11 protein-coding genes are annotated in these 18072 nt (G+C 52.7%); 9 read left to right on the top strand and 2 right to left on the bottom strand.

The window, feature by feature from the left end; translation table 11 throughout:
* Positions 1-123 precede the first annotated feature (123 nt).
* Positions 124-4923 (top strand): NAD-glutamate dehydrogenase, encoded by a 4800-nt coding sequence (locus tag HKX41_04420; GenBank protein NNC23398.1) that lies wholly within the window; start codon positions 124-126, stop codon positions 4921-4923.
* Between the two features lie 228 nt (positions 4924-5151).
* On the opposite strand, the gene HKX41_04415 is transcribed toward HKX41_04420, so the two are convergent.
* Entirely contained in the window at positions 5152-5766 is a 615-nt protein-coding gene (locus tag HKX41_04415; GenBank protein ID NNC23397.1) for a trimeric intracellular cation channel family protein, read from the bottom strand.
* Positions 5767-5826: 60 nt separating this feature from the next.
* On the bottom strand, positions 5827-7203 hold the full coding sequence (locus HKX41_04410; GenBank protein ID NNC23396.1) for an L-serine ammonia-lyase: 1377 nt from the start codon (positions 7201-7203) through the stop codon (positions 5827-5829).
* Positions 7204-7485: 282 nt separating this feature from the next.
* Between HKX41_04410 and HKX41_04405 the strand changes: the two genes are divergently transcribed.
* The 8 genes from HKX41_04405 (at position 7486) to HKX41_04370 (ending at position 17977) form a co-directional block, all read left to right on the top strand.
* Positions 7486-8034, top strand: a complete 549-nt coding sequence (locus tag HKX41_04405; GenBank protein NNC23395.1) for a hypothetical protein — start codon at positions 7486-7488, stop codon at positions 8032-8034.
* 992 nt (positions 8035-9026) lie between these two features.
* Positions 9027-9275: a hypothetical protein gene (locus tag HKX41_04400; protein NNC23394.1), complete on the top strand. Its 249-nt coding sequence runs from the start codon at positions 9027-9029 to the stop codon at positions 9273-9275.
* Between the two features lie 45 nt (positions 9276-9320).
* Positions 9321-10421, top strand: a complete 1101-nt coding sequence (locus HKX41_04395) for a porin (protein ID NNC23393.1) — start codon at positions 9321-9323, stop codon at positions 10419-10421.
* A 29-nt stretch (positions 10422-10450) separates the two neighbouring features.
* Positions 10451-11914 carry an MFS transporter gene (locus tag HKX41_04390; protein ID NNC23392.1) on the top strand — a complete coding sequence of 488 codons (1464 nt, stop codon included), beginning with the start codon at positions 10451-10453 and terminating at the stop codon, positions 11912-11914.
* Positions 11915-12007: 93 nt separating this feature from the next.
* On the top strand, positions 12008-13465 hold the full coding sequence (locus tag HKX41_04385) for a Na+/H+ antiporter NhaC family protein (GenBank protein ID NNC23391.1): 1458 nt from the start codon (positions 12008-12010) through the stop codon (positions 13463-13465).
* A 37-nt stretch (positions 13466-13502) separates the two neighbouring features.
* The gene (locus HKX41_04380; GenBank protein ID NNC23390.1) at positions 13503-14696 is read left to right on the top strand and encodes a glycine C-acetyltransferase; all 1194 of its coding nucleotides are present in this window, start codon (positions 13503-13505) and stop codon (positions 14694-14696) included.
* The gene (gene tdh, locus HKX41_04375; GenBank protein ID NNC23389.1) at positions 14696-15721 is read left to right on the top strand and encodes an L-threonine 3-dehydrogenase; all 1026 of its coding nucleotides are present in this window, start codon (positions 14696-14698) and stop codon (positions 15719-15721) included. The genes HKX41_04380 and tdh overlap by 1 nt, the downstream gene beginning before the upstream one ends.
* Before the next feature lie 672 nt (positions 15722-16393).
* Positions 16394-17977 (top strand): hypothetical protein, encoded by a 1584-nt coding sequence (locus tag HKX41_04370; protein ID NNC23388.1) that lies wholly within the window; start codon positions 16394-16396, stop codon positions 17975-17977.
* Positions 17978-18072: the final 95 nt, after the last annotated feature.

Raw genomic sequence — 18072 nt, 5'->3', positions numbered from 1 at the left:
GTGGTTGGGCATTATGACTCTTTGCTTATGACGCTGTGCTGTGGCGTTGCTGAAAGGCGATTGTGGCGTGACTGATTTAGCGCTACGGTAGCGGGGCACAATAATGCACCAAGCGCTGTCCACATGAGTTCATCGACCCCTGAACGTCTTGCCGCAATCCGCAAATGTGTCGGCGAAGTATCCGGCCGGGATTCTGAGATTTGGCCGCGATTTGTCGAGATCGCGCTCGACCAGATGCTCGCCGACGAGCTGTCTGCCCGCGAGCCGGGCGATGTTACCGAAGCGCTCGGTAGTCTATTTGATCGGCTGATACAGCCCCGTCTGGGCGCCGAGATTGCCGCTGATGTGCACGACACGCGGCCTGCCGGGTCGAGTTGCGATACCGCACTGGTTACCGCGACCGACGACATGGCATTTTTTGTCGACACCGTCAGTATGGCGGTGCGTGAGACCGGTGCTGACATCGATTGGGTGCTCAATGTCCTGGTGCGTGTAACGCGCGACGACGAAGGGCATGTGGTCGAATTGGCCGCGCCCAGCGATACGTTGGATGGGGCCCGCGATGAGTTGCTCATGCGCTTCGAATTCGCTGCGCCGGCCTCGTTGGACGTGGACGCATTGACCACCGATGTCGAACGACGTCTGGATGACCTGGCAGTCGTTGTCGGCGATTGGGCGATGATGAAACAGGCAATGACGGACGTGGCCGCCGATCTGGAAACGCCGCCGGCCAATGTCGATGCCGAGAACTGCATCGAGACCGCGGCATTCCTGCGCTGGTTGGTGGACGACCATTTCACACTGTTGGGCTATCGTCAGCGTGAGCTTCGGCAGAACGCCGATGGCGAGAACGCGATGGTTGATGTGCCGAACGCCAGTTTTGGTTTGTTACGCGAAGACCGTCCGGGGCTCGATGCCAACGGCTATGTTGCCTCACCAGCGTTGATGGATCGCTATACGGGGTCAAAGCGGACATTGGTGGTATCCAAGGCCAATACGCGGTCGTGGATTCACCATAACGACGTCATGGATGTCATCGCCGTCAAACGTATTAATGCCGATGGCGAGACGATTGGCGCACATCGGTTCCTCGGTCTATTTTCCAACGAGGCTTATTCGGTTAGCCCGCGCGAAATCCCGACGCTGCGTCACAAGGTTAATTACGTCGCCGAACAAGCCGGCATACGGCAAGGCTCCAATCGCGCCAAGAATTTTAACTACATCCTGGAAACGTTTCCGCGCGACGAGTTATTCCAGTCCGGCGAGGACGAATTGCTTGGCACGATCATGGGCGTGCTGGGCATGCGCGAGACCGAAAAGCTGCGGTTGTTCGTGCGCCGCGACCGTTACGACCGCTTCTTTTCCTGCCTAGTGTTTGTGCCACGCGAGCGCTATGACCGCAACCTGCGCTTGCGGATTGCCGGCGAGCTTGCGCGTAGCCTTTCGGGCTCCGTGCAGCATGTCGATACGCGGTTTTTGCGCGGCGCGTTCATGCGGATATACATGCATATATCGGCTGGCGAGGCGATCGAGGCCGAGATTGACACCGAGGCCCTCGAATCGCGCCTGTTGGCGGTTACACGCGACTGGTCCGATCGTTTTATCGCCTTGTGTCGCCGCGACAATGTCGGCTTGCGCAACTATGCGCGAGCCTTCGAGGCGGCTTATCGCGAGCGTTACGACGCTGGGGCGGCGCTCATCGATGCCGGCCAATTAGCTGAACTGGGAGCTGATGACCAGCCGCGGCTACGGGTGGTCGATTTGGATGATGCTGGCGATGTACGGCTGAAGCTCTACGGTACCGGGACGCAGATGGCGTTGGCCGACGTCATGCCGATATTCGAGGAATTTGGTCTATCGGCGCACACCCAGTGGCCGTTCGTCGTTGAACCGTCGGGCCAGACGGCGCAATGGATCCACGAGTACGAGGCCGAGCACGCCAATGCCGAGGCGCTGACCGATCCGACCTGCGCTGAATCGGTATGTCAGGCCTTTGGAGATGTCCTGGCCGGACGCGCAGAAAATGACGGCCTGAACCGGCTGATCATCGCCGCTGAATTGACACCGCGTCAGGTCGTGTTGGTGCGGACCATCGTTCGCTACCTGCTTCAGACCGAGCTGCCGTTCTCGCCGGTTTATGTGCAGAACCAGATCGTCGCCCACGCAGGTCTCGTTCAGCGGCTGGTCAGGCTGTTCGAGTCGCGTTTTGATCCGGATGCCGGTGGTGCCGATGCGGGTCACGACGCCTCGGAGATCGAGGCCATCGAGTCGGAACTTGAATCGGTGACGACACTCGATGCCGATCGCGTACTGCGAGCGTTCTACGCCGTGGTTAATGGTTGCCTGCGGACCAACTTTTATCAACGTGATGCCGACGGCCAGCCAAAGCCGTACGTCAGTATCAAGTTAGATCCGCGTAATATTCCCGAACTGCCGCGCCCGGTGCCGGCGTTTGAGGCGTTCGTCTATGCGCCGGCTGTTGAAGGCGTGCACTTGCGAGGCGGCAAGGTCGCTCGTGGTGGCATTCGCTGGTCGGATCGACGCGAGGATTTTCGCACCGAAGTGCTGGGCCTGATGAAGGCGCAGATGGTTAAAAATGCCGTCATCGTGCCGGTGGGCGCCAAGGGCGGATTTGTGGTCAAGGCCCGGCCGGCCGAGGATTCGCGCGAAGCACGCCAGAATTTGGGCATTGAATGCTACAAAACGTTTATCCGCGGTTTACTGGACGTCACCGACAACCGCGACGGCGATGCAATTGCCAAACCCGAACGTGTGGTCTGTTACGACGAGGCCGATCCCTATCTGGTGGTGGCTGCCGATAAGGGCACGGCCTCGTTCTCGGATATTGCCAATGGTGTATCGCAGGAATACGGTTTCTGGTTGGACGACGCGTTTGCTTCCGGCGGCGAGACTGGTTACGACCACAAGGTCATGGCGATCACCGCGCGCGGCGCGTGGGAATCGGTGCGCCAGCATTTCCGAGCATTAGGGCGTGATCCGCACGCCGAAACATTCAGCGCAGTCGGCGTGGGTGACATGGCCGGCGACGTGTTCGGCAACGGCATGCTGCGATCCGACCAGATGCAGTTGGTCGCAGCATTTAACCACCGCCACATCTTCATCGACCCCAACCCTGATCCGGTTGCGAGTTATGCCGAGCGCAAGCGGTTGTTCGAGGACCCGAGTCTAGCCTGGAGCGACTACGACGAATCACGCATCTCCAGTGGCGGTGGTGTATTCAAGCGGAGTGCGAAATACATCGAACTCTCCGATGCAGCGCGTCATGTGCTCGGTGTCCAGAGCCGTCGTATGACGCCAAATGCCGTAATCGGCGCCATACTCCGCGCACCGGTTGATCTGCTGTGGAACGGCGGTATCGGCACCTACGTCAAGGCGAGTTTCGAAGCCAACGCCAGCGTTGGTGACCGTGCCAATGATGGGGTTCGTGTCGATGGTTGTGACTTGCGTTGTTCGACCGTGGGCGAGGGCGGCAACCTTGGTTTGACGCAAAACGGGCGTGTCGAGGCCGCGTTGGCTGGTGTGGCGCTTAACACGGATGCTATCGACAATTCAGGCGGTGTCGATTCTTCGGACCTGGAAGTCAATATCAAGATCGCGCTCGGCACTGTCGAAGCTTCGGGCGAGATATCGCGTGAAGCCCGTAATGACTTATTGGCCGAAATGAGTGATGGCGTTGCCACGCGTGTATTGACCACCAACTATCGCCAGAACCTTCAACTCGGTCTGTTGCAGAGTGACACCGTCGCGCGCTTTGACGAACAAGTCAGTTTCATGCGCGCATTGGAGCGTGACGGCTGGCTAGACCGTCAGCTTGAGAACTTGCCGGGCGACGATGCCCTCGTCGAGCGCGCCCGCGATCGGGTTGGTCTGGTGCGGCCTGAATTGTCTGTGCTGTTTGCCTACAGCAAGATTGCACTGGCCGATGCACTGTTGGCGAGCAATATTCCAGACGATCCGTGGCTGGAGGGGTTGCTCGACCACGGTTTCCCGGATGATCTGGTTAAGCGTTTCCCGCAGGCGGTCCACAACCACCGCCTGAAACGCGAACTGATCAGCACACGCGTAACCAACCGCATGATCGATCGCATGGGTATCGCGAGTGCACATCGGTTGCCGACCGGCATGATCAACCATATGGCAGCGGCTGCTGAGGCGTATCTGCTAGCCGATGCTTGGCTCGATGGTGAGACGCTTTTCGCGCGTGTCGAAGCACTCGACGGCCAGGTCGCGGTCGAAACGCAATATGAATTGCACCGGATTGTCATCCGCTTGTTGAAACACGCCATGAACTGGTGGATGGGCATGACGCACGATACAAGCGATCTCGGCACGCTTGCCGGGCGCTATAGCGCGGATGCGCAGCGTCTGTTGGATGAACTACCGAATGTGGTAACCGGTGATTACGAACGGCGTTGGCAAGCCTACCGCGATAAGTGGATCGACGCCGGCGTCAATGACGAAACGGCGGCATCGATTGCGAGTGCCAATAGCGGCGGCGGTATCATGGACGTGGTGTCGATGGCTGGCGCGTTCGAGCGCGACGTGTTCGATGTCGCACGCATCTACTTCGCAGTTGGCGATGAGCTTGGTATTGCCTGGCTGCAGGATGCTATCCACACCGTCGCTGCCGATGATCGCTGGCAAGCGTTGGCGCGTGCGAGCCTACGCAACGATAGTTACCGCGTACATCAACAGATTGTGGCCCAAGTACTGCAGATTGATGCTGACGAGCCGCTGACGGCTTGGCGCGAAGAAAACGCCGAAACAGTGACGTTCATCCAGGCGCGGATGAGCGAACTACATGGTGTTGCGCGTCCGGACCATGCTCACCTTAATGTCGTTGTGCGCGATTTGGTCCGCCTGACCACGCTCAAGCCACAGAGCGTAGTGAGTCAGGACTGAACTTGTCGCCGGTAGCTGGGCTGTAATGGCGGATGGCCACCGGTGACTGGGGTGGCCGATTTCAGACAGGGGCGTGGTTTTCGCCCTTGTCTGGAATGCCCTTCGCGCGCGTACCGAGAGAGGTATCTGCTCGGACAGTGCGAGCAAACTGTGCGAGGCGTGTGCGGTGTGGCGTCACGATGAGTGTCGAACGTCGGCGGGGCGCGAAAGCGTCAATGCGGGTCGGCGCTACTTGCGATGACGCGCTACCGGTAGTCGCCAGCCACGGCGTAGCGCGCCCAAGCGTATAGCAAAGCATACGCCGGCGCCGACGAGTGTAATGGCAACTGGTGGCCACGCTAGTTGGGCGCCGATCACGACTAAAGTGGCGCCTGCCAGCGCCGCCACGGCGTAAAGTTCGCCGCTTAGAACTGCTGGCACGCGGGCGACGAGCACATCACGTGTCATGCCGCCCCCGATGCCCGTGATCATGCCCAGCACGGCGGCCATCGGCGCCGGCAGACCGTATTCGAGTGCTTTCTGACTGCCGGCGACGGCAAAAAGCGCCAACCCCGCGGCATCGAACAGCAGGATCGGACTCTGGATATGGTCGATGAGCCGATGACCGAAGAACACTGCCAGCGCAGCGGTCAACGAAATCAGGGAATAGTGAACGTGGGCGATAGCGGCCGGCGGCAGTGCGCCAATCAGGACATCGCGACCAATACCGCCGACGTTGCCGGCCACAAAGGCCAACACTGACACACCGAATACGTCGAGTTGGCGATTGACACCGGCCATGGCCCCGCTAATGGCGAAGACGAATGTCCCGCTAAGATTCAGAAGCGGTAGCAGTATTTCCATCGCGTTGTGCGAGTCCCCGCGCTCGATTGTTGGTCGACGATATTCGCATACGGGGATTCCTTAGCATTCGATAACGTTGACCGCTAGACCGCCGCGTGAGGTTTCTTTGTATTTGGTCTTCATGTCGTCACCGGTGCGTTGCATGGTGCGGATGACTTTATCCAGTGACACGAAATGATCGCCGTCGCCGCGCAGCGCCATGCGCGCCGCGTGAATGGCCTTGACCGAGCCCATGGCATTGCGCTCGATACATGGAATCTGAACAAGACCGCCGATCGGGTCGCAGGTCAGCCCCAGATTGTGTTCCATGCCGATTTCGGCCGCGTTTTCAACCTGCGCCGGCGTGCCGCCGGCTACTTCGGTCAGGGCGCCGGCAGCCATCGAGCAGGCCACCCCAACTTCGCCTTGACAGCCGACTTCGGCACCGGAAATCGACGCATTTTCCTTGTACAACATGCCGATTGCAGCCGCAGTCAGTAGAAAACGGCGGATGCCATCGGTATTCGATTGATTGAAAACCACGTAGTAATTGAGTACTGCCGGGATGATGCCGGCTGCGCCATTGGTGGGCGCGGTGACCACCCGTGCGCCGGAAGCGTTTTCCTCATTGACCGCCAGTGCATATAGTGTCACCCAATCCATGGGGTCGGTGGGTTTGTCGTTGGCGTCAGTGTCAGCGTGTTCGAGATCCTGTTTGAGTTTACGTGCGCGGCGGCGCACATGCATGCCGCCGGGCAGTTCGCCGCTGCGTCCGCAGCCACTGTCGATACACTCGGCCATCACTTGCCACAACCGGTCGATTTCAGCATCGATGGTCGTGGGATCGCGCCAGGACTGCTCGTTGGCACGGACGATATCGCTGATCCGAAGCCCCTGGTCGCGACAGTGTCCGAGCAGCTCAGCGGCAGTCGTGAATGGATAGGCCAGAGCGCTCTCATCTTCCGTGATGGTGATGTCGCCGTTGGCGTCGGGCGTGGCGACAAATCCACCACCGACCGAAAAAAATGTCCGGCTGGCCAGTTCGCTACCGTCAACAGTGTAGGCAGTGAATGTCATGCCGTTGGGATGCGCCGGCAGGCTCTGTTCTTTGTTCATGATCAGCTGCCGGCGGTGCTGGAACGACACGGCGTGTTGCCCGGCTAGCTGCAGCGTGGCGTGCTCGGTAATTGAGCTGATCCGCTCGTCGATCGATTCAACATCGATGGTCTCAGGATCTCCGCCTTCCAGCCCCAGCATCACGGCGCGGTCGGTGCCATGCCCACGCCCGGTGGCGGCCAGAGAGCCATAGAGTTCAACGTGTACGCTGGCAGTTTCGGCGACAACGCCGGCTGTCACGAGCCCTTCCGCGAAATAGCGCGCCGCTCGCATCGGCCCGACCGTATGCGAACTGGAGGGCCCGATGCCGATCTTGAATAATTCGAAAATGCTGATTGCCACGAGACAACTCCGTCGATTCGGGCGGCCAAGCATTGGCCGGTATATTAACTGACGAGTTTGTCCTGTCGTCATCGTAGGGGAATAGAATAAATGCGGCATTCATGTGCTGATATGCGAAAAATCGACCGTAAATATCTCGAGTGAGTGTGCTTCGCTAATTCATCGCGTGTGTCAGCGCAGCCGGTTTGATTACTGGGGCCTGGTCATCCGGGGGCGTCAGAAGCCTCCCCGGTTGGTACCGATACGATAGGCTGTGAGTTGCCGTATTCGGCACGGCAGGCCTTGCAGCTCCGTGCCAACCACGGCATACAACGACAACGTTTCGCCCCCAGTCGTTCAACTTCAGTAGTCGACGGCGAGCCCACAGATTTTTGCGGTGTTCTGCCCGGGGGCAATCAGGCCGAGCGCCTCGGCGTCGTGATCCATGAAGCGTGTGGTGGGGTGGGGCGGCCTCTTGATTCTAGCGGCGGTCCCACCTTTTACGAATATCAGCGTGCGCAGTCACCGGATTTGTTTGTCTACCCTGATTACTATCTGTTCCATGTGGGCAGGCGGTTTGGTAACGACGCGATACTCGATATTTTTCCGGGGCAAAAAGAAGTCGTTGTCCCAAACAATACGACTGCCATCATGCAGGCGATAAACGATCGCCGTGTGACGCAACTTTTATTTCCGGATATGGCTTATAAAACACTGGATATTGATCGTGTCACGCGTGGCAATATCCATGTAGCCAGAGTGCTGATCTATTCAGCTAGTGGTCGGGTTATTGATCCCAATGTATGGATTACTGGTAACCAAACCACAGAACTATGTCGGCAATGTGCTTGATGCATCCGCTCAGGTAGTGAGAAGCGATGCGTGTTAGCCGAACGAGGCCGGCAAGGACGTGCACTAGTAAGCAGTACCGGTCCGGTTGAGCCTTACCGGTTAATCTCGCCTGAACGGGCGCTCGGTATGCTTGTATGAGAAATTGCAACGTAAAACTACGCATTCCTAGCTGCTGTATTGCGCGTGTTTTCAGCATCTGTCGATGCTCGCGTGATAAGAGGGCCAGGTTCAGAAAAGCCTAAAAGGCTTGTGGATCTGGTTAATGCAGCCTTTGACTGATTCGGTCATATAGTCGGATCAAACTGCCTCGTCGCTGCATTTAATGCTGTTTAGTAGTTGTGGCCGACTCGAGTTACAAAAAGCCTGGATCTCTTAATTATTTCCCATCAGGCATAAGATGCTGCCACGGCGCCCAGCACTTGGTATGAGACCTGCCTGGCTAAAGGCTCATAGAACCATTGGGGAGGCTCGATTATAACAGTTGTTTAAATAATATAACTTCTGTGCGCGCCAGAGTCATGTTGCTCATATTCTCTCATGGGGAGATTCTGAATCCTTAGCCGGATATCTGACTGATTAGCAAGTGATTCATGCTGTTGGTCTTATAGGACGGTGCAATCTAAGCAGCTATCGTGACCTGCCTTCTTAAGGGTTTCGACTAATGTCTTATTAAAATTGAATATACATATTAGCTATAAGTTGGTAACGTCTGACTTGGTAAATCGGTTATTTGTATTCAAATATGATGTTCATATTGGCTTTTAATAGGATTTAGTTTTTTAGGAAATTCGAGGATGGTTATTAATATAATTAGTAATTCAATAATGATTTTATTCTTGGGTGTTCCTATGGAACGTAAATTTGATGTTCAGTATCAAATCTGTATCTATATACATTAATATTTATATTTAGGTGCGCAGAGCCCAGGAAATGAATCCAGTGGTGGCCATTTAATAATCGATATTTTTATTTTGTAATAAGCGGGGTGTTTGATGAGTATTAATTGTATTCATATTTTGAAAAGCAGTAAAAGCAAAAAGATATTTGTTAATTTATTGTTTTTGGGAATTGGCGGTATGATCGTAGGGTGTACGAGTGCCAGTTCGGCGTTATCTGAGCCAGTTAAGCCGCCTAGGTATTTAGAAATGGGTGAGAAAACATCGCCAATTTACGGCCCGGGTGGGTTTACTGAAGCAAGGCAAGAAGAAATTAAAAACATGAATTCTAAAGGGTCTAGGTAGGCTCTAACTTAATTAATTTTTCTAAATAAAAACGGGGTTATCGAAATGAGAAAAACGCTTTTTTTTCTTCTGCTTTTATTTGTGGCGCAGGTCGCAAGTGCTGTAACGCTATATGGGTCCCCCGAGAATAGGGTAATTCTCAATGGTCGTCTTAGTGGCTATAGCGTTTTGGGCAATGGAACGGACCATGATGATCGTTCGTTTCATAACGCCGGTAGTCGCATCCGTTTAGGCTGGGAGCATAATTTATTCGATGGCTGGACTGCGATAGCGATGAGCTCTTGGGGGTTCGATCCGCTTTTTAAAGATGGGCAGGATCATCATTATAGGCGTCAAGAATATGTTGCTTTAACAAATCCTCGTTATGGCACTCTCACACTCGGCAAGCAGTACTCTATTTTCTACGAAATGGCCGGGATTTTTACTGACTATTACTGGGCTACGGGCGTTGCGGCTCAAGGCAGCTTTAACGGTACTGGCGATACCAGTTTCGAAGGTATGGGGCGTCCGAGTCGTTCACTCTCCTATCGAAATCGGATTGGTGATTGGTCGTTTGGCTTAATGTATCAAACTGATGATGATGTTCAGTTTAACGAGGCCGACCAAGAGCCGTTGAATGGGGCTAAGAGAGATAGCACCATACAAACAGCCATTCAATGGCATGCTAGCGATGATTTGACATTTGCCGGTGTTTATTCACATAGCGATATTAAGCGTTCTAAAGGTGGGTCTTCGTACCACAATGACATTGACGCAGGGTTGCTTGGGCTCCAGTGGAGTCCTGGAAATTGGTATTTTGGCGCGACCGCTGGCCAGTATAATAATCTCGTTAGAAAAGGGGAATTTGCAGGGTATGATAGTAAAGGCTGGGTTGATGAAGCACGCGGATATGAAATTATCGCAATGTATAATATTAAATATAATGAGATCCCCGGCGATGTTCAGGTCTATGGCGGTTTAAATCGTCTGGAAGACCGTGATTCTGAAGCGCGTAATGTTGATCGTCTTGTTGGCGCAGCTTGGCTTCTCTTTGACCATGATTTGATTTTCTCCGTCGAGCAATCTTTCCGAGGAAACTCGAGAAATGTCGATGGTGAGTCATCAGCTCATAATAGAACCTATCTCTTTGCGCGATATAATTATTGATTGTTTTTTAGTTGATTTGAGGTAATTGAATGCGCCCCGGTGTAGCCGAGCAATCTAATGTGCAGAAGAGCAAAGCTTTTGCTGCTCTGTTTTTGATAGAAATGTGGGAGCGTTTTGGTTATTACGGCATGGGTGCTCTGATGGTTCTTTTCATGACCACCCAGCGTGATTTTTCCGATAAGCGTGCAGTACTTATCTGGGGCGCATTCGTCGCTATGATTTATGCCATGCCGACAATTGGTGGCTATATCGGCGATAAGTATTTAGGCGCTCGCCGAACGATGACGTTTGGCGCGATCGTATTGATGGGCGGCTATTTATTATTGGCTATCCCATCGAAGGAGACTTTTTTCATTTCAATGGGCGTTATCGCTATCGGTAACGGTCTTTTTAAAGTTAATCCTAATAATCTTCTGTCACGTCTATACGAGGACGATACGGCAAATCTTGATTCGGCTTTCACGGCATACTATATGTCGATCAATATAGGGTCGATGATCTCCATTTTTATAACGCCTATCGTTGCCCATTTTTATAGTTGGCATCTTGCTTTTGGTATAAGTGCTTTGGGGCTCGCGTTGGGGTTGATTAACTACGCTTTTATGCGTAAGCATCTTCAGCCTTATGGGTCTGCTCCGGATTTTGAAAAACTAAATTATAAAAGACTTTTCAATGTTATTGCCGGTACATGTGTTATGGCATACCTGCTGTCATTAATAATTCAGCATCAAATTATTGCTGAATCTATTATGACAATGTTTGGTTTGGTCGCTCTTGGCGTTTTTGCATTCTTGATGTTCAAGTTTCCAGAAGAGCGCAATCATCTTGCGGCGTGTTTGGTGTTAATAACAGTCGTAATAGTGTTTTTTGTTTATTACCAGCAGATGACTACTTCCCTGACATTGTTTGCGAAACAAAATGTAGCGCATCAGCTGCTGGGCGTGCATATATTACCGGCGCAATTTCAAGATATGAATTCGATATGGATCGTTATTTTGAGCCCATTACTGGCATGGTTTTATAACCGCATGGGAAATAGAAAAGGCGATTTTAATATCGCGACCAAATATGCTTTTGGTCTTTTCCTTTCTAGCGCAGCCTTCTTCGTCTTTGCGGTAAGTGGATTGACTGCCGTCAACGGTACGGTTTCAGCCTGGTGGATGGTTGCCGGGTATGGTCTGCAATCTTTTGCTGAGTTGATAATTAGCGGTCTGGGTTTGGCCATGATTGCGCGCCTTGTGCCTAAGCGACTGCGCGGTTTCATGATGGGGGCTTACTTTCTCGGTACTGCCGTTGCCCAATATATTGGCGGCGCCATAGCTGGTATCGCCTCAGTGCCCGAGGGGGTTACCGATCCGGTTAAGTCATTGCCGTTGTATACAGAGTTATTTATGAAGCTGGGTATTGCGGCGCTAATCGCTGCGGTTATCCTTTCATGCTTAGTGCCTTGGCTTAAACGACTTATTGACGAGGCTCCTGCAGAGCCCGCCTAAGGCCAATCCTCGTGGCAGAAAACCGGCTGCATCCATATAACGGCGGCAGCCCGGTAGTAGTAGGAAATCCAACCATTTCTCGGTAAATCCATTATGAATGATGCGGAAGCGAGTGAAAAAAGCTTAGATTTTCGTCTAGGTCCTTTAGGGGCTGCTATCCCCTTGATCTTCTTCGTGATTTGGGCCGTCACCACCAGCATGTTGCAGCTTTCTTCCGAGCTCGGTCTCGTCATTGGAATTTTGATGGGGATCACGCTGGGGCTGTTTTTCTGTCGTAGCGCCTGGCAGAAGTACGCAGAAACCTTGTTCGAGGGTATGACCCAGCCAGTCGGCGTGGTGGCCATTATCGCCTGGTTCTATGCAGGGGTGTTCGCACAGGTGCTGCAGGTGGGCGGATTAGTCGAAGGGCTCGTGTGGCTAGGGGGTGTCTCTGGTGCTACGGGTGGCGTCTTCGTGGCCCTGACTTTTTTGCTAGCTGCTGTGTTTTCTACGGCCGTGGGTACTGGTTACGGTACGGTCGTGGCTTTCTGCACCCTTATGTATCCCGCGGGTGTGATGCTCAATGCCGATCCGGTTATCTTATTCGGGGCGATCCTATCCGGTGCCATTTTCGGGGATAATCTAGCGCCCGTGTCGGATACCACTATTATCTCGGCAAGTACTCAAAATGCCGATGCGCCGGGGGTGGTTCGTAGCCGTCTTAAATATGCGGTCGCTGCAGCCATTCCCACGGTTATTTTGTTTGCCATTTTTGGCGGTGGAAGCGGGGTTGAGGGTGCTGACGCTTCAGCTGTAGCCGATATTATGAATTCTACCAACCCGGCCGGGCTGGGTATGTTGATTCCTTTTGCGGTGGTCTTGGCTCTTGCCTTTTCTGGCCAGCACTTAATTAGCTCGTTGACTTGGGGCATTTTGGTTGCCGTTATCCTGATTCCATCCATTGGAACCGGTGCATTGACCGACATCCTCGCGTTCGACGCCAGTGAACCAGATGTCATTACCGGTGCTTTAGCCAAGGGTATAGATGGTTATATCAACATGGCCGTGCTGATCATGCTGATTGTGACTGCTGCGCATCTAATGCGTGTTGGCGGCACAATGAATTATGTAACCAAGACCTTGATGAATTGGATTGGCAATTCGGTGCGCCGAGTCGAGGTCGCCAACTGGGCGATCGTGGGGCTATTGAACTCGGCCATCACCATCAATACTGCGGCGGAAATAACGGCGGCGCCGTTCGTGCGCGATCTTGGCAGCAGATTCCGTCTCCATCGTTATCGCTTGGCCAATATGCTGGATGCGGTTACCTCTGCGATGGGGTATATCTTCCCCTGGGGAGCGCCGGTATTGCTCGGCTGGAGCGCTATTCAAACAGCACAAGAACAGTATGGCTGGTTGCCGATTGTTTCTCCCACGTCGGTTTTCCCATTCGTGTTTGATGGCTGGATTTTGCTGTTCGTTATGCTGTTTGCCGCGTTGACGGGCTGGGGGCGGACCTATGAAGGTGCTGATGGCAGTCAAATGCGCGAGCGTCCGGCTACGGGTGCTTAGGCTCTGTCATATTTAGATTATAGTTCGAGATCTGCCTATGTTGAATGATTTCCAGCAATATTTGGACAGTAAAATCAAGGAGCTACAGAGCAGCGGGCTTTATAAGCACGAGCGGGAACTGCAGTCTCCACAAGGCTCGATGGTCACGGTTCAAAACGACCAGGTTGTCAATTTCTGTGCCAATAATTATTTGGGGCTCGCCGACGATGCCGATCTGATCGCGGCCGCCAAGACGAGCCTCGATAATGAGGGTTTGGGCATGGCTTCGGTGCGTTTCATCTGCGGTACGCATTATGAGCATCGGCAGTTGGAACAGCGTTTGGCTGACTTTCTGCAGATGGATGAAGCGATACTTTACTCATCCTGTTTCGACGCCAATGGCGGCTTATTTGAGGCGCTTTTAGGTAAGGAAGATGCCGTGATTTCGGATGCGTTGAATCATGCTTCCATTATCGATGGCATTCGTCTATGCAAGGCTCAGCGTTATCGCTATGCCAATAACGATATGGCTGACTTGGAGACTCAGCTTAAAGCCGCCGAGGAAGCGGGCGTGCGCTTTAAACTGATTGTTACTGATGGCGTTTTCTCTATGGACGGCGTCATCGCTGATTTATCAGGGATATGCGATCTGGCCGAGCGCTACAACGCCATGGTTATGATCGATGACTCCCATGCCACCGGCTTTATGGGGGAAAACGGGCGCGGTACGCATGAGTACAAAGACGTCATGCAGCGTGTGGATATCATCACCACCACTTTCGGCAAGGCGTTGGGTGGTGCCTCCGGTGGTGTTGTGGCTGCCCGTGGGCCAATCGTGACATGGCTACGTCAGCGCTCGCGTCCCTATCTATTTTCGAACTCGTTGGCCCCGCCAATCGTGGCTGCCACCCAGGTCGCCCTTGATAAGGTCATGCATGGGCGAGCCTTGCGCTCCACACTCTGGGATAACGTCAGCCATTTTTGCGATCGCATGCAGCGGGCGGGCTTCGAATTAGCCAGCACCGAACATCCCATTATTCCAATTATGCTTGGCGACGCGCGCCTGGCGGGCGATTTTGCCGCCAGATTGCTCAAAGAGGGTATTTACGTTATCGGTTTTTCTTATCCGGTCGTGCCCCAGGGGCAGGCCCGTATCCGTACCCAGCTTAGCGCCGCGCACACACCTGAGCAGATCGATCGAACGGTTGAGGCTTTTACACGCATTGGCCGCGAATTGCAGGTGATCAATTGATGAAGGCGCTCGCCAAACTGGAGGAGAAGCCCGGAATTTGGAAAACCGAGGTCGATATCCCCGAGATTGGCTACAACGATGTCCTAATTAAGATTCATCGTACCTCTTTTTGTGGTACTGACTTGCATATTTACCAGTGGGACGATTGGGCTCGTTCGACTGTGCCCGTGCCGTTGGTCACTGGCCATGAATATGCCGGTGAAATCGTGGCGATGGGATCAGAGGTGCGTGGCTTTGAAATTGGCGATCGCGTCTCCGGCGAAGGGCATATCACCTGCGGTTATTGTCGTAACTGCCGGGCCGGCCGTCGGCATCTATGTCGCAATACCAGCGGCGTGGGTGTGAATCGCCAGGGTGCTTTTGCAGAATATTTATGCCTGCCGGCTTTCAACCTTTTTAAATTGCCTGATGAAATATCCAGTGATCTGGCCGCTATCTTTGATCCGCTGGGCAATGCCGTACACACCGCGCTGTCATTCGATACGGTTGGTGAAGATGTGTTGATCACGGGGGCTGGCCCCATTGGCATCATGGCGGCTGCCATTATGCGTCATGTGGGTGCCCGCAATATCATCATCACCGATATCAATGATTACCGACTTAGCTTGGCCCAACAGATGGGGGCAGCCTATCCCGTTAATGTCCAAGAGCGGTGTCTTGAGGACGTGATGGCCGAGTTAGGCATGGTTGAAGGGTTTGACGTGGTATTGGAAATGTCCGGTGCACAGTCTGCGATCGATAGCGCTTTAGAGACCATCAACACGGGCGGAAAAATTGCCATGCTCGGCATTCCGCCGGAATCTATGCCGTTGGATTGGAACAAGGTGATCTTCAAAGGATTGACGATCAAGGGCGTCTATGGACGCGAAATGTTCGAGACCTGGTACAAGATGGCCAGTCTCATCCAATCTGGGTTGGATGTTAGCCCAGTCATAACGCACCACTTCGATATCGAGGATTTTCAGGAAGGGTTCGACGTGATGATGGCCGGCCAATCTGGAAAAGTTATATTACATTGGGATTGAGTTAGCGATTTTAACTTCGCATTTAAGATTCAATTTATATTCTGAAAAAGCCCTGAGGTGCATAACCTGAGATGCATAAACGTCTTGCCGATGCCAGGGCTGCGCTTAATTATGAGCATTCAGTCACAATAAAAATGCATTATTAAAAGGAGGGGCGCGTTTAAACAGCACTCGTAGAGGAGCTGGTTGCTGTGACAATGCGGAACCTAACTCGCCTTCCTGTATCGCTCTCGGCCCATGCGATAACGACAAATAATCCGAGCTATGGGCAATAGGTGACGCTTAGCCGGCGGTACGCAAAGCGCTCTAACGAGCAGACCCTCGATGCTCCAACCTCTCCGTGGCGATATCTGCGCTCAAAAATCGCGCATATTTAATAATTATTTAGGTCGTATGTAAACGAACCGGCATTCTAGATGTCGCTTTATAGCAGTGGCTTGAGCTTAAATCTCGTTATTAAGCCAATTTTAACCTGCCTAAAATTCTAGAATTTTTTTCTTAGCGGCCTCTCTTTATCGATTAGTTCCATTATTTAAATTGAATAAACCCAAGTCGATACCTCGCAGAGCTGATTAATCCCACTAAAGTATGATCCATAAAATATTCATACTGTGTTTGTATATACTGATTGGCTGTAGGGGAAGAATTTAGCACCGTCTGGATGGAAAACTAATGAAATCAATTTTACATCTCATGCGCTTGTGGGCGGCTGTTTTTGCTTTTAGTGCGCTGATATCGGCGCCTGCTGCATTTGCGGCTAATAACATCATTGTCGGTACAACCGACACCGTCCATACGGTTGATCCGGCCCGTTGTTATGATTTTTATTGTAGCAATGTGCTAAGGAATGTCGGCCAGACCTTGGTGACTTATCCGCCCAATGGCACTAATCTTGTTCCGGAGCTGGCCAAGTCTATGCCCAAGATCAGCGATGATGGCAAGGTCTATACTTTCAAACTGCACAAGGGCGTCAAGTTTCAAAATGGCTCTAAGCTGACTAGCAAAGATGTCAAATTTTCTTTGAATCGAGCGTTTTGGATCAATCATCCCGAGGGTGCGGGGTTCCTGCTATCCGATATTCAGTCAATTGATACTCCTGATCCCCATACAGTTGTTATACATCTGAAGTCGTCGAATATTAACTTTGTTTCCAAGCTGGCGTACACAGTAGCGACCATCGTTCCTTCGGATGCTTATCCGTCCCCCGATGGGCCGATCCCAAATGATGCCAAGCCCAGTCGATACGATAAATATATTAAAGAGGACTTAATCGGATCGGGGCCATATAAAGTGGCTAATTTTCAAGTAAACCAATCGATGTTGCTCTCTACCTGGGATGGGTACTGGGGCGATAAACCGAAGAACGACAAAGTCTTGGTGCGCTTTTACGCCAAAAGCTCGCAGATGTTGGTTGCCCTTAAATCAGGTGAGGTTGATGTCGCCTTCCGACATTTTACGACCGAACAGAAAAATAACCTGAAAAAATCTTCGAAAATAGAGGCTTCCAAAGGTGCTGGCGCCGCGATTCGTTATCTGGTTTTCAACCCGAATTTGAAACCGGCGGGATCGAAGAAGGTGCGTCGTGCGATTGCCGCTGCCATGGATCGTGGTCGGATCATTCAGAGCGTTCTTGGTGGCGCGGCTAAGCCATCGTATTCAATGGTCCCGCCGGCATTTAAAAATGCCTATAAACCGAAATTCAAAACCACTTACAGAGGTCAAAAAGCATCGGATTATCTGGATCATAAGGTGGATTTGACACTGTGGTATTCACGTGGACATTACGGTGAGACCGAGACGGCACTCGCCCAAACGATAAAACGTATTCTCGAAGAAACGGATTTGTTCAACGTGACGTTGAAATCCTCCGAATGGGCGCAGTTTACGAGCAACGCCTATCCGGGGCCGAGTGGTCAGTATCCAGTCTTTTTGATGGGGTGGTATCCCGATTATCTGGATCCTGATAATTATCTGGCACCGTTTTATCACTCAAGTAAAAGCTTTCTACGCATCTACGATAATAAGCGTATGGATAAGCTGCTCAATGCTGAGACAAAAGCAAATGGGCCAAATACGGATGCGCGTATGAAAACCTTCAGCAAAATTCAAACGCTTGCAGCAAAGGACGTGCCGATCGTGCCGTTGTACGTTGCTACGCCGTTTGCCTTCGCGCGCGATGATGTTTCGGGCGTCGACAAGACCATGGGGGCGGCTCAGATCTTCCGGTACTCCGTGTTATCGAAGCAAGGCAGTTAGATCCTCCTGTTTGGGGCTGGTTGGCCATCTCATGACGACATTGAACCGAATGCGTTACGAGATGGCCACGGTCCTATACATACCTGCTTTGTAAA

This window comes from Salifodinibacter halophilus (assembly GCA_012999515.1).
In the GTDB taxonomy this organism is placed as follows: domain Bacteria; phylum Pseudomonadota; class Gammaproteobacteria; order Nevskiales; family Salinisphaeraceae; genus Salifodinibacter; species Salifodinibacter halophilus.
Note: the sequence above shows the minus strand (reverse complement) of the source record. Positions and strands in the feature narration are given on the sequence as shown.